The sequence below is a fragment of the Ruegeria sp. G2 genome, from assembly GCF_056533505.1.
Window position 1 is genome coordinate 62,587 of the sequence record NZ_JBQFON010000006.1, and the last position, 17,382, is coordinate 79,968.

Genomic DNA, 17,382 nt, shown 5'->3' on the forward strand with positions numbered 1-17,382 from the left:
CGTGCTGCGGTTAGGTGCGAGGCAGAGGGTTCTGCGCCTTGTTATAGGGCTGCCAGTCGGCGATCTCGGGGTAGTATTGACGTCGCCACGCTCGGACCTTGGGGTTCATGATCCGTCGCCACAATGGTGGGATCATCGCAGCAATTGTCATGACCGGATACCCATATGGCAGTTGCGGGGCGGCGTCCTGAGAATGGTGTTGCAGCAAAGGGAACCTGCGGCTTGGTTTGTAATGGTGATCCGAATGGCGTTGCAGGTTGATAAGTAGCCAGTTCGACGCTTTATGCGACGCATTCCACGAGTGGCGCGGGTGGACGTGTTCGTACTTACCATCCCCCAGGTATTTTCGCGTCAGGCCGTAATGCTCGACATAGTTGACCAATTCTAGTTGCCAGATCGCGGTACCTGCCTGCAGCAGGAATAAGCCTATCCCGGCCCATCCTCCGAGCAGATACGCCAGAAACACCATGGTCGATTGCAAGGCCCAATACCGCCAGAAGGGGTTCGTGGAAGCTGTCCAGGGGCGGTCTTTGCGGGCCAGTTTGTTCGCTTCCGCGTGAAACGCCGATTTCAGACTTTGGCGCAGGACGCGCGGATAGAAACGGTGGAAGCCTTCGTTGTAGCGTGCGGTCACAGGGTCGCGTGGGGTGCCAACATAACGGTGGTGGACCAGCAGATGTTCCGACCGGAAATGGGAGTAAAGCACCATCGACAGCAGGATATCACCCAGCCATCGTTCCAGCTTGCCTTTCTGGTGCATCAACTCGTGGCTGTAATTGATTCCGATCGTGCCTGAAATAACGCCCATGCCGAAGAATACGCCAATTTTTTCGATTGTGGTCAGTCCCGTTGCGCGGGTCGTGTACCAGATCAGTCCGTAAAGCGTGAGGAACTGCACCGGAGCCCATGCTTTGATCAGCCAAATATACCAGTCCAGCTCTTCATCTGGCGCATCCGGGTCGGCATTTTCCAAGTTAAGCCCCGTCAGTTGATCCAGCACAGCAAAGGCCCACCAAGTTGAAAGAGGCACAATCAAGACCCACCAACCACCAGCGAAGGAGGTCATCCAAATGAGTGGGACCAGCAGGTATGAGACCCAAAATGGAACGGCAGATTGCCAGCGAGAGAGGGTGTCAGATGCAATCATCTTGGGGCTCCAAAGCGTTGCCCGAACAGTAGACCGCTCTTTATGTTTTGCACAGCGGTCTATTGGCCGCGCCAGAGATCGAACCCCTTGCGCATAACGGTGGGTAAGTCGCTGGGTTTGAACTGGTGTTTGTCCATGATCACAAAATCATCCGGAGTAAACCCATCGGGCAGTTTGGTCGTCCAGATACGCAGGATCAGGTGAAAATGGGTGAAAGTGTGCCGCACTTCGCCCGGTATTTCTTGCCAACGCGCCGGGAACGGCGGATTTTCTACAGGCGCGTCGGACCAGTCCGAGCCGGGCCAGCCCAACATGCCGCCCAGCAGGCCTTTGTCGGGGCGGCGTTCCAATAGCAGAGCACCATCACTGCGTTGGGCAATATAGATATGACCCAACCGTGTTGGTTTCGGTTTTTTGGGTGTTTTTTGCGGTAATTCTGTCTGCGTACCCGCAGCCCGCGCCAGACAGGGTGCATAGAGTGGACAAATCCCGCAAGCTGGAGATTTAGGTGTGCAGATCGTCGCGCCCAAATCCATAACCGCCTGAGCATGATCCCCGGGCCGCAGAGGTGGTGTCAGTGACGCGGCCTTTTCTTTCAATAGGGGTTTTGAACCAGGCAGGGGATCGTGAATGTCATATAACCGCGCCATGACTCGTTCGACGTTGCCGTCCAAAACAGTCTCGGATTGATCAAATGCAATCGCTGCAATAGCAGCAGCGGTGTAGGGCCCAACTCCCGGCAGTTTCAGTAATGCGTCGTATCTCTCGGGGAATTGACCATCATACTCAGCAGCGACAACGCGCGCGCATTTCAATAAGTTGCGCGCGCGGGCGTAATAGCCAAGGCCAGCCCACTCGCCCATGACCTGATCGTCTTGGGCCTGTGCCAAGGCTTTGACAGTGGGCCAACGGGTGGTGAATCTGATGAAATAGTCGCGCACAGCGGCTACGGTGGTCTGCTGTAGCATAACTTCGGAAAGCCAGACCCGATAGGGATCAGGCATGACACCGGCGGCGCGATCCACCGGGCCAATCCGCCACGGCATTTCCCGCGCGTGGCGGTCGTACCAGTCCAACAGCGTCTTGCTCAGGTCGATTTCGGTGCAGTCACGCAAGTTTTATGTAACTCCCTGTCGGGTTTCACTGGCGCACAGGTCGCAGCTTATTACAATAGCCGTGCAAGAGTTGGAAACCAGATGCAACGCAGACGTTCTTCGACCCGCGGGTTCAAGCGCACCGCCACTTTGCTGAATGACCGGATCAGGCAGGCCGGGGAAAGCCGGGGTTTTGCCGTCTCGCGCCTTTTGACTCATTGGGCCGAGATTGTGGGCCAGGACATCGCGTCGATCGCCCGGCCGGTGAATGTAGGGTACGCCAAGGGCGGATTTGGGGCGACTCTGACGGTGCTGACAACCGGGCCACAGGCGCCAATGCTGGAGATGCAGAAAGAGCAGCTCCGTGACAAGGTGAATGCCGTCTATGGCTACAACGCGATCAATCGGGTACGTATCACCCAGACCGCGCCGACCGGATTTGCCGAGGGGCAGGCGAGTTTCGATCATAAACTGAAACAGACAAAACCTGTTGTTTCACCAGAAGTTGCAGCTGAGGCCGACAATGTGTCGCGCGCAGTTCATGATGAAGATTTGCGTGCAGCCCTTGAACGTTTGGGCCGCAACGTTTTATCCAGACAGAAACGCTAAGAAAGGGCTGAGGAATGAGCCGGATTGCAACCGTAATATGTGCGGCTGTCGCCGTAGCCGCAGGCGGCTATTGGCTGACAACGTCGAGTAATACGATCCCTTCGAACCCGCTTGTCGGTACCGCCGAGGCGCAAGAGGCGGATCTGGACACGTCAACCATCGTTGAGATGGTGCAGGGGGCGGAAGACGCGCCAGTCGAGATCATCGAATATGCATCATACACTTGTCCGCACTGCGCGAATTTCCATCAGGGCGCATATAAGCAGCTCAAGAAGGACTTCATCGACACGGGCAAGGTCAAGTTCACCTATCGCGAGGTATATTTTGACCGCTATGGCCTTTGGGCATCGATGGTGGCGCGGTGTGCGGGTCCCGAGAAGTTTTTTGGCATTACCGATCTGCTTTACGAAGGTCAGTCCGAATGGACTCGCGCCGGTGGTCCTGCCGAAATCGTTGACGAGCTGCGCAAGATTGGTCGTCTTGCAGGTATCGACAATGATCAGCTTGAAGCCTGCTTGCAGGACGGCACCCGCGCGCAGACGTTGGTAGCCTGGTACCAAGAGAACGCTGAACGTGATGGAATTCAGGCGACACCCTCTTTCATCGTGAATGGCAAGAAGGTTGATAACCAGTCTTATGACGACTTCAAGAAGTTGATCGAAGACGAGCTGGGCAGCTAATCCCTGTTGGGCCAGCCTGTATCGGGCTGGCCATTCGTTCAGGGTGAGGGCGCGACTTTGGTTAACATCGCTTTGACCATTTCATCCTGATTGATGTGTAGCCGGACCGGAAGTGTTAGGACCTTACTTCGGAACGCCGCAGGTAAGCGCACGGCGTCCTTCTCGGTTGTAACCAATTGGGCGCTCAATGCTTTAGAGTCCTTCTCCAAGCGGCTCATAAGGGCGGTTGTCAGCGGTTGGTGATCGTCCAAAGCTTCGGCGCGCAGCAGTTTTGCACCTAGTTGCCGCAGAGTTTCAAAAAACTTTTCGGGGTATCCGATGCCCGCAAATGCCAGAACAGAGGTATCGCTCCAGTCCATCCCGGTTTGCAGCGGTCGCATCTCACCCGTGGCGTGGGGCACCGAAAGCGCGTGGCTCCATATTTCAGCGAAAATCGATTGCGCCTCGGAATCGCCAAGGGACAATACAAGATCAGCCCGCTTCAACCCCGCTTCCACGGGTTCTCGCAAGGGTCCGGCAGGAAGGCACAGCCCGTTGCCAAATCCCCGCGCGGCATCTACCACGATGATCGAAAAGTCTTTGTTGACCGAGGGATTTTGAAATCCGTCATCCAGTACAATTGCGGTCGCGCCCGCAGCCGCGGCAGCCTGTGCGCCGGCGGCACGATCCTTGGCAACCCAGACTTCGGCGAATGCGGCCAACAAAAGGGGTTCGTCGCCCACCTGCGCCGCGGTGTGTTTCCGTGGGTCAACCTGCACTGGGCCTTCTAGAGATCCGCCATGTCCGCGGGTGACAACATGAGGTTGGTGCCAGATGCCCCTCAGACAATCCAGTACCCATATTACGGTTGGCGTTTTGCCGGTGCCGCCCGCGTTCAGGTTGCCGACGCAGATTACCGGTACCCCGGGTGAGAGGCTCTGCCCGCTCGCCACGCGGCGGGCTGTCGCGGACGCGTAGATGCGGCCGAGTGGAGCAAGTAATCTGGCCCGCAAGTTCAACTGATCGGGGGCCGAATTCCAAAAATCAGGGGCGCGCATGGTGGGCCCTCCGCCGGTCCAGCGTGTCTTGCACCATGTCGATCAGTTGATCCGCCTGTGGCGCGCCTTCGGTTACAATCTGCCAACCGGCCAATGCCATGTCTGCGGTACGGTCCGGAGCCAGCAACTCGACTACGCCATCGCCCAACTCAGTCGCCGATTTTATGGTTATGGCGGCGTTGGCTTGGTTCAACCTATCATAAAGGACCTGGTAATTGCCCACATGCGGGCCATTAATCACCGCCGATCCCAACGCGACTGCAATTAACGGGTCTTGACCACCTGCGTGGCGTTCCAACGAACTGCCCATGAATGTCACGGCTGAAACACGATGCCAAAGGCCCAGATCTTCGGGTTCTGATGTCACGATGACTTGCGTTGTATCCTCAATGGCATGACCTTCGTCCCAATTAGCGCATCGCAAGTCCATCGCCTCTAGACGTTTGTACAATGGCGCGGCCTCGGATGCATCGGCCACGTGCAGAACCATAGCAAGACGCGGTAACAATCGTAGTGCCTGGCGATGTGCACTGAGTACAGAAATAAACTCCTTGGCCTGAACCCATGCGGCCAGCCAAACTGGCCGACCGGCCAGAATGTGGTTGGTCTCGATCAATTCATCCTCGGGCCAGGGGGTTGGGTTGGGGCTGACATGAAGAGGAGGCTCGACCGAAATTTTTGCCGAGTTGACCCCCAACCTCCTGATTTGGCGTGCTGTTTCATCATTTGTGGTGAGGATGGTCGTAAAGCAATCCAGCGTATAACGGGTAATATCCGGGAGCCAACGCCCACCTCGTGCCGTCTTGATTTCAACCAATGCCTCAAGCAGTACGAGCGGGATTGACCGTTCCTGCGCACGGGTAATGATGTTTGGCATTAATCCACCGCCGAACCAAAGTCCCATATCGGGGTGCCAATGGTCCAGGAAAGCTCGTGCGGCACCAGTGTGTTCGGCCGGGAGCTTTAGAATTTGGCAGCTGCACTCTTCCCATTCTCCGAAATCGGCGTCGGGAGGCGCTGTTAGAAGCAGCGACAATCCCGGTCGCGCGGACATTAAGCGGCGACAGAAATCATCAACGGCGCGCAGCCGGTATGGTGTGCTGACATGCACCCATAAAACTTCTCCCTCAGGTCGCGCTATACCTGCAAAACTGGTGTTCTTGGGAACACCCCAAGAAAGGACCCGATAGGCCGCCAGGCTGAGAGATCGTGGTTTACTCATGCAGAGATGCCGATCCCGCGCGGGTCCAATCTGGAACGAAGATTTTCATGTACCTCTGAGCCCGCCGCTACAACGCCATTCAGGCGAGGGTGAGCATTATTGAACCGTAATGGATGCCCTAACCGATCTGTACAGCGTCCGCCCGCCTCACGCAGGATAAGATCACCGGCGGCGATATCCCATTCCCAGCTGGGGCGCAGGGTCAGCATTCCGTCGAACCGTCCTTGTGCAACCAATGCCATCCGATAAGCGAGTGACGGCCGGTACACTCGGCGAAAGTCCGGGACAGCCTCAGACAGCCAATGGCGCGGATCAAGATTAGGTTTTGCGGCCAGAATCTCGGCGTCGGACAGCTGCACCCGCCCAGAAACGTATATGGGTCTGCCATTCAGCGTTGCGCCTTGCCCTTTTGCGGCGGCATAAAGCAGATCGCGCATTGGCAGATAAATGACCGCTGCCGTTACCTCCCCCTGCTCAGACACGGCCAGCGAATGCGCCCAGGTGCGTGATCCTTCGGCAAAACTGCGGGTGCCATCGATGGGGTCAATGACAAAGACCCGACTACGGGTCAGGCGATCAGGTGAATCCTCGGTTTCTTCGCTGAGCCAGCCGTAGTCCGGGCGGGCAGCCTGCAGTTCACGCTCGAGCATTGCATTGACGGCCAGATCAGCTTCGGTAACCGGTCCTGCGCCTTTGGGTTTGTCCCAGCGCTGGGCGTCAGGGCCCGAATAGCGCGTGGCGATATTTCCGGCTTCAAGTGCGGCGTCGATCAGCAGGGACAGGTCAGTTGCCGGCAAGGGTCATCCCTTCAATCAGCAGCGAGGGTACAACGCGCGACAAGTAAACGCGCGCATCGTTTGCAGGAATGATGCGCATTAACATGTCGCGCAGATTGCCCGCGATGGTGCATTCGTTGACAGGGTGCGTGATCTCGCCGTTTTCGACCCAAAAACCCGATGCACCGCGGGAATAGTCGCCGGTATTGGGGTTGATGGTCGAGCCAATCATCGACGTAACCAAAAGCCCTGTCCCCATATCGCGCAATAAATCAGCACGTGTTTTGTCGCCCGGCGTCAGGCTAAGGTTCCAGTTGCTGGGTGAGGGTGGCCCGGATACGCCGCGCGCGGCGTTCCCGGTAGAGCTCATTTCCAGTTTGCGCGCGCTGGACAAATCCAGCGTCCATCCAGTCAGCACGCCATCCTCAACGATAGCTCGCCTGTGTGTTGCCAGGCCTTCGGCGTCAAATGGGCGCGAGCCGGAGATGCGCGGGCGATGTGGGTCTTCGATCAGCGACAGGTGTGACGGCAGAACCTGCTGCCCTAGGCTTTCCTTCAGCCAAGAGGCTCCGCGTGCAATAGCGGCGCCATTGCTGGCCGCCAGCAGATGGCCGATCAGGGACGAAGAAATACGCTCGTCGAAGACGACAGGGAAACTGCCGGTCTGCGGTTTGCGCGCACCGACGATCTGAACCGCGCGCTCACCTGCTGTTCGGCCAATCTCGGCCGGGCTGCGCAGATCTGACTGAAAGGTACGGCTGTCACCGTCATAGTCACGTTCCATCCCTGTGCCCTCACCGGATATGGCAACGCATGAGGTTGAACGGCTGCTGCGCATGTAGCCACCCGAAAAGCCGTTTGTCGCGGCGAGATGGACTCGGTGAGTGCCATAAGCCGACGCCGCGTCAGAAACCTGCGATACGCCCGCAACTTCCAACGCCGCTGCTTCGGCAGCCAACGCGTCCTGCATCAGAGCTTCGGCGCTGGGTTCAGGGGCCGTGTCAAAAAGTTCCAGTGCATCCATGTCCCAGTCGGTGATCAACTGGTCGGGTTCAGCCAAACCGGTAAACGGATCCTCCGGGGCTTCCTGAGCCATGGCAACTGCCCTTTCGGCCATCGCTTTGAGGGTCTCGGGGCGGCTGTCTGAACTGGAAACGATCGCCTGGCGCTTGCCCAGAAAAACCCGCAGCCCCAGATCGGTCGCTTCCGAGCGTTCGGCATGTTCCAACGCACCACCGTGCACCTCGACAGAAACGGATGATCCATCAATAACAATGGCATCGGCCGCTTCGGCGCCAGCCCTGCGGGCTGCGTCCAGCAGTTCGTCGCTGATGTTCTGAGGTGTTCGGGTCATGAGGCCTCCGGTCTGGTTATACTGGACCTAGCCTCGGATCGTTCCTCCCGCAAGGCCTGCAGCACAATAGAGTAATGTGCCTCAGGCGGGAAAGGCCACGATTGCGGCCTTTCCCCATATGTTGATCACTTGATACGCTGACCGTTGGCCAGAATCTGCCCGTCCTCGGTGAACTCAATATTCGAATTCAACGTGTCGGGTTCTTCGCCTGGAACAGCCATCAGACCCATCATCATACGGGCACCAAGCGCATCGTTTTCCGAGACAAAGCCCATGCCGATCAGCTTGTCGAGCAGAGCATTGGCCCCGACAAGTTTCAGATTGGCGACGCCCGACGGGGCGGGTAGACCATCAAACTCTTCGGTGTTGGAATTGTCGAACGTGAAGTCTCCATTCCCGGTCAACTCTGCCCCGACCAGCGACACAAGCAGTTCGTTGATCTTCAGTGAATGCAATTCGCCCGGAACCACATCAGATGTCTCAAGCTCTTCCACTGCTTCTGGGTCCATGAAATCAACCAGAACCTTGGCGGTGCCGGTCGTATCCAACGCAATGGTTGCCGGATCACGGGGCAGCGCGCCTGCAGGGTCAAACATGCTCCACAAAATGTCGGACATGGTGAAATCGGTCAGGTTCATGCCAAACCCGAAGGGCTGGATCTCTTCCGACGCCTGAACGGGGAACTCAAATTTCAGCCCGGCATTGGCCATTGCCATTTCGATTGGGAACGGCAGGTCGGCCGTTGTGACCGCCAGCTTCGTGCCGTTCTGCGCAAGATCGTAAACAAGCCTCTGGGCATCGATGCTGCCGGTAAATCTGCCACCTTCGGAACTGCTGCTCAGCGAGAACGGTTCGCCCTCGGATGTACCCGCCATTTCGGTGCTACCCGAGGCATAGGTAAAGGTCCCTGACGCGGCGAACCCGGCCTTATAGATGTCTTCAATACTTGCGACATCCATGCCGGGTGGGATGATTGTATCGCCGTCAAACTTCAGGTCATCAAGCTTGCCGCTGATCCGGCCCGTATCTTCGCTATCGGGCTCGTTAAAGGCGACGTCATAGGACAGACTGCTAGCGGTAAGTTGCTGCTCTATATTGCGCTTCTCGTTGATTTCCATCTGGGAAGCGCCAGCAATATCGTTCATCTGGACATTCAGGGCCAACATGTCATCCGGCGCAGTCTCACCGTCGAATTCCATCGAGTCCAGCGTCAGAGACAGACTGTTCGCCGTATAGTCGTAAGTCATATTTTCGGGAGTACCCGAGACGACCATTTCCAGAGCGTCATGAGAATAGACCAGATCGGCCGAGAAGGTCTCCCCCTCAGCTTCACCCGAAATTGTCATTGGAAAGCTGGCAGGGAACCCGATATTGACAGTGCCGTCGCCATTCTCGGTCAGCGTCATCTCGGGGACGACCATATCAAATGTGCCTTCGGTATCCGGAATCGCCATCGCCATCGTCATGTTCGAGATGGTTGTGACGCTGCCCGATACGCTTTGCTCACCGGTTACGTCATAGCCCATCCCGCCCAGATAGGCCTGCCAGTCGGACCAGACATCATCGGCTGTTACATCTGCAAATGCACCGTTTGTGGCAACGGCATATGCCAAAGCTGCACCGCAGCTGCGGCGAAGGAAAACAGTCATAAGAGAACCCTTCTTGATCAATTTGACGGCATCGTCGTGCCTGTAGCGATCAGCGTCAAGGGGGAAGGGGTGGACCAATTCCCCATTTGCGGGTTACGAGTTAAGACAATTTCAAATGCAGGGATTTAAGCGATGCATATGCAAGGGAAAACTGTACTGATCACTGGGGCTAGTCGAGGCATCGGCGCAGAAGCCGGGCGCGTTTTTGCCGCAGCCGGGGCCAATGTGGCTCTGGTCGCGCGCAGCCGTGATCAGATCGAAGCGTTGGCTGCGGCGCTGGGTGAAAATGTGATCGCGTTGGCTTGCGATGTCAGCGATTTTGCGCAGGTAGAACAGACAGTTGCCGACTGCATTGATCGGTTTGGCGCACTGGAGGTGCTGATCGGGAACGCGGGTGTGATCGATCCGATTTTTCATCTTTCGAACGCGGATACACAGGCTTGGAGCCATGCGATCGATATCAATCTAAAAGGTATCTTCTATGGAATGCGCGCGGCTTTGCCCATCATGCGGGCGTCAGGCGGGGGAACGGTTTTGACCGTCTCGTCCGGCGCGGCGTCTAATCCGGTGGAAGCCTGGAGCCACTATTGCGCCTCCAAAGCTGGCGCCAAGATGTTAACGGAATGCGTTCATTTGGAAGAGGCGCATCATGGCATCCGCGCCATGGGCTTGTCGCCGGGGACCGTGGCCACTGATATGCAGCGGGTGATCAAGGCCAGCGGTATCAACCCGGTCAGCCAGCTGGATTGGGACGATCATATCCCCGCAGATTGGCCGGCTCGGGCGTTGATGTGGATGTGTTCGGCGGATGCGGATGAGTTTTTGGGGACCGAGATATCGCTGCGCAATGAAGAAATCCGCAAACGAGTTGGTCTGACGTGATTGATCTGACCCAAGAAGACGGGTTGTGGACGGTCACGTTGAACAACCCGGAAAAGGCCAATGCACTGACTTCAGCGATGCTGGGTGATTTGGTCCACATCGCAGAGACCGCAACTGAGGCCCGCGCGTTGATCTTGACCGGCGTAGGCCGGGTTTTCAGCGCAGGTGCAGATCTCGAGGAAGCGCGGGCGGGACTTGCAACCTCAGATCTGTGGGAACGACTTTCGGGTGCGATTGCTGCGTTGCCCTGCCTGACGGTGGCGGCGCTCAATGGCACGCTGGCGGGTGGGGCCAACGGTATGGTTCTGGCCTGTGATCTGCGTATCGCAGTTCCGTCAGCCAAGTTTTTCTATCCAGTCATGAAGCTGGGTTTTTTGCCGCAACCCTCTGATCCTAAACGGATGGCCGCTTTGATTGGCCCGTCCAGAACTAAAATGATCTTGATGGCCGGGCAAAAGATCTCGGCCGAAGAAGCGTACAACTTTGGGTTGGTTGATCGGGTTGTCGAGGCCGATCTACTGATGCCCACCGCGCGGGAGTTGGTAACAGACAGTCTGTCTACTGACCCAGCGATTGCAGCAGGCATCGCCGGATTGTGCCCATGAGAATGGCTGCACTGCGCTTGCGAGTGACAGATCCGGATGGGTTGGCCGCGTTCTATCGTGATGCGCTTGGTATGTCGGTTCAGGCCGAAGGTGCCAATCGCCGCGTGGGATACCCCGGCCAAGATGCTGATCTTTTGCTGATGCCGAGTGGCGGCGGCTATCACCACGACCGTGGTCAGCGCTATTGGAAGATCGGGATCACGTTGCCGAATGTTGATCTTGCGGCTGATATACTGCGCCAGAAGGGTATCGAGGTCAGCGCGCCGGGACAGTTTTTGGACATTGGCTACATGTGCCATCTGAGTGATCCCGAGGGGTTTGTCATCGAGCTGCTGCAGCATGATTTCGAGGGTAACCGACCCGACGAAGCCGTCAGCCCGGACACCCCATTTGCCGAGGCCCACATTGGTCAGATCACCTTGCGGACTGGCGACATCGCCGCTGAAGATGCGTTTTGCCGATCTCAGGGAATGACTTTGCTATCTATGCAAGATGTCGAACCTTACGGTTTTGATCTGCATTTCTATGCGTTTACAGCCGACGCGCCTCCTAACCCCGATCTCTGGGCAGTCGAGAATCGCGAATGGCTGTGGAAGCGCCCCTACACGACGTTGGAGTTCCAACATATCCCAAGTGCCCGGTTTGCGCTGGTGCCGGATTATCTTGGGATCGAGGTCGAAGGTTTGGCAGACCCGCAAGTGGATGCATTCGGTGATCCATGGCTCCCGAGCGCTTAACGTCCGCGCCGTTTACCGGGCACCTTTGACCGAAAACCCGGTGGGCGTTTACGCACCCAATCCAGAAACTTTTCCAGCCTTGGGTGCGTGCGCAGCGAATCGACCGTGTTGTAGTCGCGCGCCAATTCGGCCTCGGTGAGTGTTGCATGTACTTCTTTGTGACAGATCTGATGCAATAAAACGGTTGGCCCGCCCTTGCCTCCTTTGAGCTTTGGGATCAGATGGTGCAGGCTACCAGCCCCTTCAGGGATCGGGCGGTTACAGAGCGGGCAGATCGGATCAGAATTTGCCATGACCTAACTTTGCGCCGAAGCGTGCATTGGGCAAGAGGGACACAATGGCGCAAACCGTTGTCATAGGAGCAGGACCAGCGGGATTGATTGCTGCCGAGCAACTTGCTGCTGCAGGGCATGAGGTTCTTGTGGCCGAAGCGAAACCTTCGGTGGCGCGCAAATTTTTGATGGCAGGAAAGTCTGGGCTGAACCTGACCAAAGACGAATCCTTTGAGACTCTTATTTCAGCATATGGGGAAGCTGCGAACTGGCTGCACCCGATGATCCAAGCGTTTGACGCGCAGGCGGTCATGTCTTGGGCCGGTGGTCTGGGACAAGAACTTTTCGCAGGTTCAACTGGCCGAGTATTTCCCAAAGCGATGAAGGCATCGCCCTTATTGCGGGCGTGGTTGTCCCGACTTGATCGGGCTGGTGTCGAGATCAAAACCCGATGGCGCTGGAAAGGTTGGCAAAATGGCGCGTTGGTGTTTGAAACGCCTATTGGGGCGCAGTTTTGCACCCCAGACGCGACTATATTGGCGCTCGGCGGTGCCAGTTGGGCGCGACTTGGATCGGATGGGGCATGGGCACCCTGGCTTGTAGAACAAGGTGTCAGCGTGGCCCCGTTCGCATCCGCAAATGCGGCTCTTTCAGTCGATTGGAGCCCGTATATGCAGCCTCATTTTGGTGCGGCCCTAAAGTCGGTGAGATGGTGGGCAGGTCAATTTCAAAGCCGAGGTGAGGCGACGATTTCCGCAAAGGGCCTGGAAGGTGGGGGCCTGTATTCTCTGACGCCGGCACTTCGGAATGGCGCGCCACTATTTGTGGATCTGGTTCCGGATATTTCGAAAGATGCGCTGCATGAGCGATTGAGTGCGAAAAAACCCAAGGCGACCCTGTCGCATTGGCTGAAGAGTGGTTTGCGCCTGTCTTCGCAGAAGGTCGCGTTGTTTCATGAAATGACCAAAGGCAGTGATTTGGCACCTTCGCATTGGGTCGAGACCGTAAAAAATCTGCCCATACATCATTCTGGCCTGCGCCCGATGGATGAAGCGATCTCGACTGCAGGTGGTATTGAGCGTCATTCGGTGAATGAAGGCCTAATGCTGACCGCCTTGCCTGGCGTCTTCTGTGTAGGCGAGATGCTGGATTGGGAAGCACCAACTGGCGGTTATCTTCTGACCGGCTGTCTGGCGACGGGTCGATGGGCTGGGCAGTCGGCAGTTGAATGGTTGAACCGCTAGGCTTCAGCCGGATCTGGCCAGCATCGCCAAGCGGATCATGGCCCTCTCCACCAGCGCCATTGCTGGTGCGGTTTGGCCCGCCGAGCGCAAGGACAGGTCAGTATCGGTCAGAACCGTTAATGCGGTCTGCAATTTCTGTGCCCCCCAACCCTGGGCTTGCCGTAAGATCCGATCGCGCCGTTTGCCATAGAGCGGAGGGCGCAATTTGCCGATTCCCTGTGCCGCTCCGCCTGGATCTGACGCACAGGCATAGAGAGTTCGGAAATGTCGCGTGGCACCGATACACAAGGTTACCGCATTGGTGCCCTGTGCCTGCAACCGCCGGATCAATGGCCCGATCTCTTGTGCACGGCCTTCGGCGACAACGTTCAACACATCATCCAGTGCGGCCTCAGTCGACCGTGGCGCGCATGCCTCGATATCTTCTATGATCAGTTCGCTTGTGTCGCCACGCTTGTAAAGCGACAGTTTCTCAACGGTTTGCGAGAAATCGCCGGGGCTCAGTGCCATGGCGAGCTCGCTGAGGGCCGACATCGAATCACGCGGAATATTCTGTAATCCGGCTTGCGCTAGAATTCGTTCCACCTCGGCCCGAGAGGGTGGATCATCATAGATACCAACGGCGTACGCTGCCGGGTTCGCCTCAAACGCTTTGCGGATTTTTGAGCTGGGTTTGAGCTGACCAGCGGTTACAACAATTTGTGCGTCGCCATGATCCCAGTCTTCCAAAGCGGCAAGAATCGCGGGCGCTGCCACATCTGTCGTGTCTTCGACAAATACCGCGCGGGGTCCGGGAAAAAACCCGACCGCCTTTACTGCGTCCAGCAACAAGGCCGGGTCGCTGCGAAGCTCGCTTCCGGGGATTCGGGTCAGGCGCATTTCTTCTTCCGCGCCGGGCCCAAGCAGGGCGGCCAGTACCTGTTGGCGTTTCAGGGCAACCCGCATGGCGTCCGCGCCGTAGATCAGCAAACCCGCTTTGCCCTCATCCGGCTTGGCACAATATCCCTCAGCCTCGCGCGGGCTCAGCTTCATGCGGACAGGCCCGGTGTGGCATATAGACGATTCACGATCTGATCGGCCAGTATCACCATCAATCGCTCGGTCGCGTCGCGTTCGTCAGCCAATGTTGAGACGGTCGAGCCAGCAGCAGAATAACCGACGAAATCTGTGACCCGTCCAGAGGCAAGAACTTGCCCGGTCGCGTTGGACTTCAACTCGTATCTGGCATTGCCATCAATCGTGTAGCGATTGGTTTCATTTGCCGTCGTGATCGAGGCCCTACGGGTGACTGTAGAAACCCCGACATCGAGCTTGTATTCATTGCCGGAGGTCGCGCTTCGGCCCAGTTTACGCTCCAGATTTTGGACGAGCAAAAAACTTTCGACCGTATTCGGTGCTGATACCTCGACCTTGCCATCCAGAGCCGAGCCTGATCCTCCGGGCGCATAGACCGGCTCGAACCCGCAAGCGGCAAGCGCTAGCGGCATCAACAACAAGGTTCTGCGATCAAACGACGACATTTACGATTCGGCCCGGAACAACGATCACTTTTTTCGGAGCAGCGCCATCCAGCGCCTTTTGCACAGCTTCGGTGCTGAGCGCGATTTTTTCAACCTCTGCCTTGTCCATGTCTTTCGTAACGCTGATTTCTGCACGGCGCTTGCCGTTGATCTGAATGGGCAGGGTGATGGTCTCATCAACCAGCATCGCCTCATCGGCCACAGGCCACGGTGCTGTTGCGACCAAACCTTCGCCGTCCAGCATCTGCCAAAGCTCTTCTGACAGGTGAGGGGTCATGGGCGACATAAGCTGTGCCAGCGTTTTTACGGCCTCGCGCTTGGCTGCGGTGCCCGCCTTTGATTTCGCCAGCGTGTTGGTGAAAGCATAAAGCTTGGCGATGGAGGCGTTGAAGCCGAAGGATTCGACGCCGCCTGACACATCGTGAATGGCTTTGTGCATCTCGCGCAGTAGCGCTTCGTCCTCGGCATTGGCGGCCACGTCCGACCCGACGATTTCCGATGCGATCCGGTGCACCCGGCTCAGGTGCTTGAACGCGGCTTCAGCGCCAGACGCGGTCCATTCCACGTCGCGTTCGGGTGGCGAATCGGACAGCACGAACCAGCGCGCGGTATCGGCACCGAAGGCCGAGATGATGCTTACCGGATCAACCACGTTTTTCTTGGATTTCGACATCTTGGCCGAGGGGATGATCTCGACCACGGTACCGTCGGCCAATTTGCCGTCGGTCACATCCTCGGGCAGGTGATAGACCGGTCGGCCCTTAGCATCGCGCGTCTGGTAGATCTCGTGCGTGACCATGCCTTGCGTGAACAACGCATTGAAGGGCTCGATGGCTTTTTTCGGCAGGTGGCCAGTGATGTTCATCGCCCGGGCGAAGAAACGGGAATAGAGCAGGTGCAGAATCGCGTGTTCGATCCCACCGATATACTGGTCGACATTCATCCAATACTCGGCTTCGGCAAGATCGGTAGGCGATTCCGCGCGCGGCGCAGTGAAACGGGCGAAATACCACGACGAATCGACGAACGTGTCCATCGTGTCGGTTTCGCGCTTGGCCGGTGCGCCGCAGGACGGGCAAGGGGTGTCACGCCAGTTAGGGTGACGGTCCAGCGGGTTGCCAGGGATCGAAAAGTCGATTGGTTCGCCGTTGCCACCGTCATAGGGCAGCTGAATCGGCAGATTCTCTTTCTTCTCGGGCACGGTGCCGCATTTGTCGCAATGGACAACGGGAATCGGGCAACCCCAATACCGCTGACGGCTCAGACCCCAGTCGCGCAGGCGGTACTTAGTGACGCCTTCACCCCATCCTGCTTTTTCGGCGAAATCGACCGTCGCGTTAATCGCCTCATCACCGGTCGCCTCGGTCAGACCGGCAAAATGTTTCACCCAGCGGACCTTTTCGGTCTTAGGCGGCACAAAGGCGATTTTGTCGACCGGTGTGTCACTGTCCAGTGCGAAGAACGTGTCGATCACCGGCAGGTCGTATTTGCGGCAGAAATCCAGATCGCGCTGGTCATGGGCGGGACAGGCGAATATCGCGCCGGTGCCATAGTCCATGAGGATGAAGTTGGCGATCCAAACCGGCAGCTCCCAGTTCGGGTCCAAAGGGTGCTTGACGCGGATGCCGGTGTCGTAACCCAGCTTTTCGGCCGTTTCGATGGCTTCTTCGGTGGTGCCACCCGTGCGGCATTCGGCAACAAATTCAGCAACTTCGGGGTTTTCGGCCTCAAGCTGCTTGGCGATCGGGTGATCAGGCGAGATGCCAACAAAAGATGCCCCCAGCAACGTGTCGGGACGAGTCGTATAGACGGTGATAGGCTCTTTGCCATCGGTTCGTTCGAACCCAAACTGAAGGCCGCGCGACTTGCCGATCCAGTTTTCTTGCATCAGGCGCACCTTGGCGGGCCAGTTATCCAGCGTGTCCAGCGCGTCGAGTAGCTCCTCGGAATAATCCGAGATCTTGAAAAACCACTGAGTCAGCTCCCGACGCTCCACCAATGCACCCGAACGCCAGCCACGGCCGTTTTCTACTTGTTCATTGGCCAAAACGGTCATGTCGACCGGGTCCCAGTTCACTACGGCGTTCTTGCGGTAGACAAGACCGGCCTCAAGCATATCTAGAAACAGCGCTTGCTGTTGGCCGTAGTATTCCGGATCACAGGTGGCAAATTCACGGGACCAATCGATCGACAGACCCAGCGGTTTCATCTGTCCGCGCATGTCGGCGATGTTGCCGTAGGTCCAGTCTTTAGGGTGGCCGCCGATTGCCATCGCGGCATTTTCGGCTGGCATTCCGAAGGCATCCCAGCCCATCGGATGCAGCACGTTATGTCCGGTCGCCAGTTTATGCCGCGCGATCACGTCGCCCATCGTATAGTTGCGCACATGCCCCATATGAATGCGGCCTGAGGGATAGGGGAACATTTCAAGCACGTAGTATTTCGGCTTGTCCGCCTTGTGGTTGGCGGTGAAGATTCCGGCCTTGTCCCAGGCCTCTTGCCATTTTGCTTCGATTTCGTTGGCCGAGTAGCGCGACATGGTGCGGTCCTTCGT

17 protein-coding genes are annotated in these 17,382 nt (G+C 57.3%); 6 read left to right on the plus strand and 11 right to left on the minus strand.

Annotation, left to right across the window (positions count from 1 at the left end; all coding sequences use genetic code 11):
• Positions 1–10: 10 nt before the first annotated feature.
• Entirely contained in the window at positions 11–1,147 is a 1,137-nt protein-coding gene (locus tag ACR0DU_RS12415; protein WP_480874947.1) for an alkane 1-monooxygenase, read from the minus strand.
• A gap of 59 nt (positions 1,148–1,206) precedes the next feature.
• Complete coding sequence (locus ACR0DU_RS12420) at positions 1,207–2,193, minus strand: A/G-specific adenine glycosylase (protein ID WP_480456737.1); 987 nt, start codon at positions 2,191–2,193, stop codon at positions 1,207–1,209.
• Positions 2,194–2,343: 150 nt separating this feature from the next.
• On the opposite strand from ACR0DU_RS12420, the gene ACR0DU_RS12425 reads away from it, so the two are divergent.
• Together ACR0DU_RS12425 and ACR0DU_RS12430 are read left to right on the plus strand one after the other, a co-directional pair.
• Positions 2,344–2,850 carry a DUF721 domain-containing protein gene (locus ACR0DU_RS12425; RefSeq protein ID WP_480456581.1) on the plus strand — a complete coding sequence of 169 codons (507 nt, stop codon included), beginning with the start codon at positions 2,344–2,346 and terminating at the stop codon, positions 2,848–2,850.
• A gap of 14 nt (positions 2,851–2,864) precedes the next feature.
• Complete coding sequence (locus tag ACR0DU_RS12430; protein WP_170771577.1) at positions 2,865–3,530, plus strand: DsbA family protein; 666 nt, start codon at positions 2,865–2,867, stop codon at positions 3,528–3,530.
• 38 nt (positions 3,531–3,568) lie between these two features.
• Here the strand turns inward: ACR0DU_RS12430 and lpxK are convergent, their stop codons facing one another.
• The 5 genes from lpxK to ACR0DU_RS12455 all read right to left on the minus strand — a co-directional run bounded on the left by lpxK (position 3,569) and on the right by ACR0DU_RS12455 (position 9,568).
• Positions 3,569–4,567, minus strand: a complete 999-nt coding sequence (lpxK, locus tag ACR0DU_RS12435; protein WP_480874950.1) for a tetraacyldisaccharide 4'-kinase — start codon at positions 4,565–4,567, stop codon at positions 3,569–3,571.
• Positions 4,554–5,789, minus strand: coding sequence for a 3-deoxy-D-manno-octulosonic acid transferase (locus ACR0DU_RS12440; RefSeq protein WP_480874953.1), 1,236 nt, complete (start codon positions 5,787–5,789; stop codon positions 4,554–4,556). The genes lpxK and ACR0DU_RS12440 overlap by 14 nt, the downstream gene beginning before the upstream one ends.
• Positions 5,786–6,586 (minus strand): inositol monophosphatase family protein, encoded by an 801-nt coding sequence (locus tag ACR0DU_RS12445; RefSeq protein WP_480874955.1) that lies wholly within the window; start codon positions 6,584–6,586, stop codon positions 5,786–5,788. The genes ACR0DU_RS12440 and ACR0DU_RS12445 overlap by 4 nt, the downstream gene beginning before the upstream one ends.
• Positions 6,573–7,919 (minus strand): TldD/PmbA family protein, encoded by a 1,347-nt coding sequence (locus tag ACR0DU_RS12450; RefSeq protein WP_480874957.1) that lies wholly within the window; start codon positions 7,917–7,919, stop codon positions 6,573–6,575. Before ACR0DU_RS12450 ends, ACR0DU_RS12445 begins: the two co-directional genes overlap by 14 nt.
• A 125-nt stretch (positions 7,920–8,044) precedes the next feature.
• Complete coding sequence (locus ACR0DU_RS12455; protein ID WP_480456588.1) at positions 8,045–9,568, minus strand: DUF2125 domain-containing protein; 1,524 nt, start codon at positions 9,566–9,568, stop codon at positions 8,045–8,047.
• Positions 9,569–9,700: 132 nt separating this feature from the next.
• On the opposite strand from ACR0DU_RS12455, the gene ACR0DU_RS12460 reads away from it, so the two are divergent.
• From ACR0DU_RS12460 to ACR0DU_RS12470, 3 genes are read left to right on the plus strand one after another with little or no spacing between them, the layout of a single operon-like run.
• Complete coding sequence (locus ACR0DU_RS12460) at positions 9,701–10,450, plus strand: SDR family oxidoreductase (RefSeq protein WP_480456589.1); 750 nt, start codon at positions 9,701–9,703, stop codon at positions 10,448–10,450.
• Positions 10,447–11,055, plus strand: a complete 609-nt coding sequence (locus ACR0DU_RS12465) for an enoyl-CoA hydratase/isomerase family protein (RefSeq protein WP_480874960.1) — start codon at positions 10,447–10,449, stop codon at positions 11,053–11,055. Before ACR0DU_RS12460 ends, ACR0DU_RS12465 begins: the two co-directional genes overlap by 4 nt.
• Before the next feature lie 2 nt (positions 11,056–11,057).
• Entirely contained in the window at positions 11,058–11,792 is a 735-nt protein-coding gene (locus tag ACR0DU_RS12470; protein ID WP_480874963.1) for a VOC family protein, read from the plus strand.
• Here ACR0DU_RS12470 and ACR0DU_RS12475 read toward each other — a convergent pair.
• Complete coding sequence (locus ACR0DU_RS12475; protein ID WP_480874965.1) at positions 11,789–12,085, minus strand: HNH endonuclease; 297 nt, start codon at positions 12,083–12,085, stop codon at positions 11,789–11,791. The two genes, ACR0DU_RS12470 and ACR0DU_RS12475, sit on opposite strands and share 4 nt — an antisense overlap.
• 44 nt (positions 12,086–12,129) lie before the next feature.
• On the opposite strand from ACR0DU_RS12475, the gene ACR0DU_RS12480 reads away from it, so the two are divergent.
• A complete protein-coding gene (locus ACR0DU_RS12480; protein WP_480874966.1) occupies positions 12,130–13,308 on the plus strand; it encodes a TIGR03862 family flavoprotein in 1,179 nt (392 codons plus the stop codon).
• A 3-nt stretch (positions 13,309–13,311) separates the two neighbouring features.
• Here ACR0DU_RS12480 and holA read toward each other — a convergent pair whose 3' ends face one another.
• The 3 genes from holA to leuS are packed head-to-tail and all read right to left on the minus strand — an operon-like array spanning position 13,312 to position 17,367.
• Positions 13,312–14,340, minus strand: a complete 1,029-nt coding sequence (holA, locus tag ACR0DU_RS12485) for a DNA polymerase III subunit delta (RefSeq protein ID WP_480874967.1) — start codon at positions 14,338–14,340, stop codon at positions 13,312–13,314.
• Positions 14,337–14,828 (minus strand): LPS assembly lipoprotein LptE, encoded by a 492-nt coding sequence (gene lptE / locus ACR0DU_RS12490; protein WP_480608394.1) that lies wholly within the window; start codon positions 14,826–14,828, stop codon positions 14,337–14,339. Before lptE ends, holA begins: the two co-directional genes overlap by 4 nt.
• Positions 14,815–17,367, minus strand: coding sequence for a leucine--tRNA ligase (gene leuS, locus ACR0DU_RS12495; RefSeq protein ID WP_480874970.1), 2,553 nt, complete (start codon positions 17,365–17,367; stop codon positions 14,815–14,817). Before leuS ends, lptE begins: the two co-directional genes overlap by 14 nt.
• Positions 17,368–17,382: the final 15 nt, after the last annotated feature.